Below are 4,757 nucleotides of genomic sequence, written 5' to 3'. Positions count from 1 at the left end.
GTGGCAGTAGCCTCCCCAGCACCCGATCTTTCATCGCTTGTCCGTATCTCGCCATCTGTGTCTTCTCCTTATCGCCCTCTGTTTCGGATCCTAGCGAGGCGACAACTAGTCTGACACAGAGGGGACGCTCGAGAGGGTTGCCACCAGACCCCGGTCCACGTCGCCCCGCAAGGTGGCGCCGTGGACTTCGACTAATCGGCCGCTCGGGCGCTGGCGCTCCAGCTCATACACACGGCGAGCCAAGAAGGATTTTCCGCACCGGCCGGGCCGACGTGAGCAGCCGCGGGACCTTCGAGCGACGGGCGATGCGCTTCGATCATCGCGTTGAGGGCGCCGCGCCGCCAGCCCACTTCCTGCTGCGTGCCTGGCTGCCGCTGCGGAGGGGGAACGGGCCTGCGTACCGAGAGCGAGTTGCTGCGTCACGGTTTCCACCCGGCCGGCGGTGGCCAGGTACACGCTCGCGTCGCACCTGGTAGGCCGGTCGGTCTGGCGCTGCTCGAACGCGGTGTCTGGCGGACGGCGCGGGCGACACAGCGATCGTCGCCGGTCTGGCGGTCGATGTCGCCCGGCGCGATCTGGCGCAGTTGAGCAGATGCCTGCCGCAAATTGGCGACGAACGCCGTGTTTGCCGCCCGGCGACGGCTCCAGCGATGCGCTGTTGGTCGACGGCTTGGCCTCGTCCGGCAGGAACGGCGACTCCTGTTCAGGCTCCTATCGTGTCGTACAAGGCTCGCATGGACAGCGCCCGGCCAAATCGGCCATAATCGCGCAATCCCTCCACGACACCCGCGATGAAGTTCCTCTTCGATCTCTTTCCCGTCATCCTGTTTTTCGTCGCCTACAAGATTGCCGGAATCTATGTGGCGACCGCTGTCGCGATTGTTGCCACCTTTGCCCAAATCGGATGGCTGTGGTTCAGGGGCCACAAGGTCGACACCATGCTCTGGGTGAGCCTGGTGATTATTACTGTCTTTGGCGGGATGACCCTGGCCCTGCAGGATGAAACCTTCATCAAGTGGAAGCCGACGGTGCTTTACTGGGCGTTCGCCATGACGCTGCTCGGCGGGACGCTCTTTCTGAAAAAGAATCTGATCCGCGTCTTGCTCGGGGAGAAGATGGAACTACCCGAGGTCGCCTGGAGTACGCTCAACTGGTCGTGGATCGGTTTTTTTGCGTTCATGGGATTGGCCAATCTGGTCGTCGCTTTCAACTTCTCGACCGACGATTGGGTCAACTTCAAGCTCTTCGGCGGTATGGGACTGATGCTGGTTTTCGTTCTCGGCCAGGGGCTAGTGCTCTCGAAGTACCTCGAGGAGAACAAGTGATGCTCTACGTCATCGTCGGTGAAGACCGGCCGGGCTCGCTCGCCGAGCGACTCGCCGCACGACCGGCACATGTCGAGCGCCTGCGGGCTTTGCAGGAAGAGGGTCGTCTGCTGCTGGCCGGCCCCTTTCCGGCTATCGATTCGCCCGACCCAGGACCGGCCGGTTTTTCGGGCAGTCTGATCGTCGCCGAATTTGCTTCGCTCGCGGCGGCCAGCGCTTGGGCCGAAACCGATCCCTACGTCGCCGCCGGCGTGTACGAGAGCGTGTCGGTCAGGCCGTTCAGGAAGGTATTGCCCGCGTGAGTGAGCCGCTCGCCGCCGGCGATGAGGAGGGCAATCTCGAAGCGGTCGTTCGCCGGCGCCTGGCGCTTTTGTCGCCGACTCGCCTCGAGTTGATCGACGACTCGGCGCGGCACGCCGGTCACGCTGGCGCGCGCGGCGGCGGTGGGCATTATCGCCTCTTGATCGTGGCGCCCGCTTTCGCCGGCCAAGCGCACCTGGCGCGTCATCGTGCCGTCAATGAGGCGCTTGGCGATCTGATCCCCGGCCGCATCCACGCCTTGAGCATCAAGGCGATGAGCTCCGAGGAAGCCGCGTCGCCGGCTGCGATCGTGCGCTGATTCGCCCTGTTTCACCCCGTTTCCCCACACATAGAAGGAAGATTCGAAATGCACAACTTGTCCAAACTGGCGGGCGCCATGCTCATCGGCGCGCTGATTTCGTGGCCGGCAACGGCGGCCGAAAAGGCCAAGAGCGGGGGAACGGCGGGCGCCGTTGCCACGGTCAACGGGGTCGCCATTTCCCAGAAGGTCGCCGATGCGGTGCTGGCCGCCCAGAAAGCACGTGGCGCTCCGGATACGCCGGAAGTGAGGAAGAACATCCGCGAACAGCTGATCACTCGCGAACTGCTCGTTCAGGAGGCGAAAAAGCTCGGCATCGACAAGAGACCCGAAGTCGTTTTCCAGATCGAACAGGGACGGCAGGAGGTCTACATCGGTGCGTTCGTCATGGATTTCGCCAAGAAAAACCCGATCAGCGACGAGCAACTCAAGGCACAGTACGATCGCATGAAGTCGCAGGCGCCGACGACCGAGTACAAGGTACGGCACATTCTGGTCGAAAGAGAGGACGACGCCAAGACGATCATCGCGAATCTGAAGAAAGGCGGCAAGTTCGACGAACTGGCCAAGCAATCCAAGGATCCGGGTTCGAAAGACAAGGGTGGCGATCTGGGCTGGAGCAGCACGGCCAATTACGTGAAGCCGTTTGGCGATGCGGTTGCCGGATTGGCCAAAGGAAAATACACCGAAACCCCGGTCAAGACCGATTTCGGCTATCACGTGATCCTGGTCGAGGACAGCCGTCCGCTGACCCCTCCGCCGTTCGAGCAGATCAAACCCCAATTGACGCAGCGCGTGCAGGAGGAGCTGCTGCAGAAATATGTCGCCGAGTTGCGGAGCAAGGCGAAAATCGATTAGACCATCCGGCTGCTGAAGTCGAAAAAGAGCGTCGGCGCTGCCGGCGCTTTTTTTTGGGGGGTCGAGTTGCTGGGGCGTGTTCTCATTTGAACAAGCTTGAACAAGCATCGAAATTCCGTATGCAATAATGGATCAATGAATCGTTCACGATCAATGACACGACGGGGGTTGTTCACAGCGCTCCGATATGGCTATTCCTGACTTTTCGACAGAGGTCAGGATGGATCGAAGGAGGCTGCGCGATGGCCAGGGGCAGCGCATTGAATCACTTTTACCGGGCAAGGCGACCGATCGTGGCGTCACGGCCAAGGACAAGCGGCGCTTTGTCGAGGCCGTATTGTGGATCAGGCGTACCGGTAGTCCGTGGCGAGACCTGCCGCAAGAACTCGGCCATTGGCACCGGACGTTTGTTCGCTTCTCCCGTTGGCGCGAGAAAGGCGTATGGGAATGTGTCGCAGTCGCACTGCACGGTGATGATCTGTCCGGAGTGGCCGCTCGAAATTCAGAACCTGGAACGCAAGAACCGCCGGATTCGTGAAACCTTTGCCGCCCGGGCTACGGCACTCCGAGACTACCTGTGGGGCAAATCCAGAAAAGGCTATTGGCAGGGGAGGTTCCGGCGTCCGCTGGCCGGGCTCTTCCAGAAAGCGGTTCAGATCGTGGCTACGCACGATCCACCCATATTCGTTAGGCAACACCCATTCGCACGGTCGCTCATAGGCTGTCATTCATGTCGGGAAATTTTACATGCCACTACTCGTGGTACGTTACATGGCCTTTTACCTATTGATTTCTATGGATCGTTTTGTTATGGCATGATTAATGCTTTAATCCGAGCGCTTTACTCCACCATCCCAGCCAAGGAGACCTCAGATGAAGACAAGACTGCTGATCGCTGCGACATCCATAGCTGCATTGTGCAGTGCTTCCCATGCTTCGTTGTTGTATACATTCGACTACGATAGACTGGACTTCGATGGAAATAGCTACTCGGCAGCTTCGATTACGTTCTCTCGTTCGACATTTGCGGCAAGCGTTGGTGACGTCCTGACATATGTCAGTGGCGATATTAACGGGTGCGCTCCCGCGTCGATCGCTTTCCACGGTATCAACGCATTTGTGACGCCGATTTTCGCCATAGGGTCTTGTGGCGATGGTACTGGTCCCGACGTCGATGGACTATTCTTCCGACCCGATCTCATGCCTCCATTGACAACTGGTACGTTCGTGTCCAGCGGCGACGCAGGTCGCCAGTTTGAATTGGTCGGTGGTGCTACCCTTTATCAATACGTTGGCGGGTCGCTCACAATTCGCGATACTGGAACTGTGCCGGAACCCGGTTCATTGGCGCTCGCCGGACTGGGCCTCGCAATGGCTGCAGGCAGAAGTTGGCGTCGGAACAGGCGCGGATGAGAATTGAGCTTTCCCCGAAGTTTCGTCTTCCAAGGGTGATGTAAGGTTTAGGCGCTTAAGCGGGTGTTGAGACAAACATGTTGTTGTTAGTGTTTGAGCCAGGAGCACAACAGTGATGAGCAGGGTATCGAAGGTGCGACGCAATTCGCGCTGTAGATTCTCGTAGTGCTGATCAAGGGCCTGGATGTTCTTGGGCGGCGGCACCAGGTGTGGCGGTAGATGTCAAGCTAGTTGTCGCTTAGGTTCAAGCTGCCATTTGCATACTTTTGGTCGTGTTGGTTGCCGCATTCACGACGGCATCCCGTTTCGGGTTGAGCGCCACGGCGGCGATGGGCGACCAGTTTCGCGTGTGTCGGCGCCAGCGCGCCGGGTTCTTCGCACGGGCTTCTTCGTAGAGCAGGTGACGGGCCGCCAATAGGCCCTGATCGTCGCCAACATGACGTTGCTCTGGCGTGACATAGCGAATGCCGCTATGGCGGTGCTCCGTGTTGTACCAGCGCACGAAATCGCTCCCCCAGGCGCGAGCCTGTTCGATGGTCTCG

6 protein-coding genes and 3 pseudogenes are annotated in these 4,757 nt (G+C 59.6%); 7 read left to right on the top strand and 2 right to left on the bottom strand.

Going from position 1 to position 4,757, the window contains the following annotated elements; translation table 11 throughout:
* Positions 1 to 159: 159 nt before the first annotated feature.
* Positions 160 to 255, bottom strand: a pseudogene (locus Q1M07_RS04250) (hypothetical protein); the annotation flags it as partial.
* Positions 256 to 411: 156 nt separating this feature from the next.
* Here Q1M07_RS04250 and Q1M07_RS04245 point away from each other — a divergent pair.
* From Q1M07_RS04245 to Q1M07_RS04215, 7 genes and pseudogenes are all read left to right on the top strand, one after another.
* Positions 412 to 588, top strand: coding sequence for a hypothetical protein (locus Q1M07_RS04245; protein WP_300451180.1), 177 nt, complete (start codon positions 412 to 414; stop codon positions 586 to 588).
* A 203-nt stretch (positions 589 to 791) separates the two neighbouring features.
* Positions 792 to 1,325 (top strand): septation protein A, encoded by a 534-nt coding sequence (locus tag Q1M07_RS04240; protein WP_300451177.1) that lies wholly within the window; start codon positions 792 to 794, stop codon positions 1,323 to 1,325.
* Entirely contained in the window at positions 1,325 to 1,627 is a 303-nt protein-coding gene (locus Q1M07_RS04235; RefSeq protein WP_300451174.1) for a YciI family protein, read from the top strand. Before Q1M07_RS04240 ends, Q1M07_RS04235 begins: the two co-directional genes overlap by 1 nt.
* Positions 1,624 to 1,944 carry a BolA family protein gene (locus Q1M07_RS04230; RefSeq protein ID WP_300451171.1) on the top strand — a complete coding sequence of 107 codons (321 nt, stop codon included), beginning with the start codon at positions 1,624 to 1,626 and terminating at the stop codon, positions 1,942 to 1,944. Before Q1M07_RS04235 ends, Q1M07_RS04230 begins: the two co-directional genes overlap by 4 nt.
* Before the next feature lie 48 nt (positions 1,945 to 1,992).
* A complete protein-coding gene (locus Q1M07_RS04225) occupies positions 1,993 to 2,802 on the top strand; it encodes a peptidyl-prolyl cis-trans isomerase (protein ID WP_300451168.1) in 810 nt (269 codons plus the stop codon).
* 220 nt (positions 2,803 to 3,022) lie between these two features.
* A pseudogene (locus Q1M07_RS04220) lies at positions 3,023 to 3,274 on the top strand (transposase); the annotation flags it as partial.
* Positions 3,275 to 3,675: 401 nt separating this feature from the next.
* The gene (locus tag Q1M07_RS04215) at positions 3,676 to 4,215 is read left to right on the top strand and encodes a PEP-CTERM sorting domain-containing protein (protein ID WP_300451165.1); all 540 of its coding nucleotides are present in this window, start codon (positions 3,676 to 3,678) and stop codon (positions 4,213 to 4,215) included.
* A gap of 244 nt (positions 4,216 to 4,459) precedes the next feature.
* Here Q1M07_RS04215 and Q1M07_RS04210 read toward each other — a convergent pair.
* Positions 4,460 to 4,757 (bottom strand): annotated as a pseudogene (locus tag Q1M07_RS04210) (hypothetical protein); the annotation flags it as partial.

This window comes from Accumulibacter sp., assembly GCF_029255285.1.
GTDB lineage: Bacteria > Pseudomonadota > Gammaproteobacteria > Burkholderiales > Rhodocyclaceae > Accumulibacter.
This window is presented reverse-complemented; position numbering and strand designations above follow the sequence as displayed.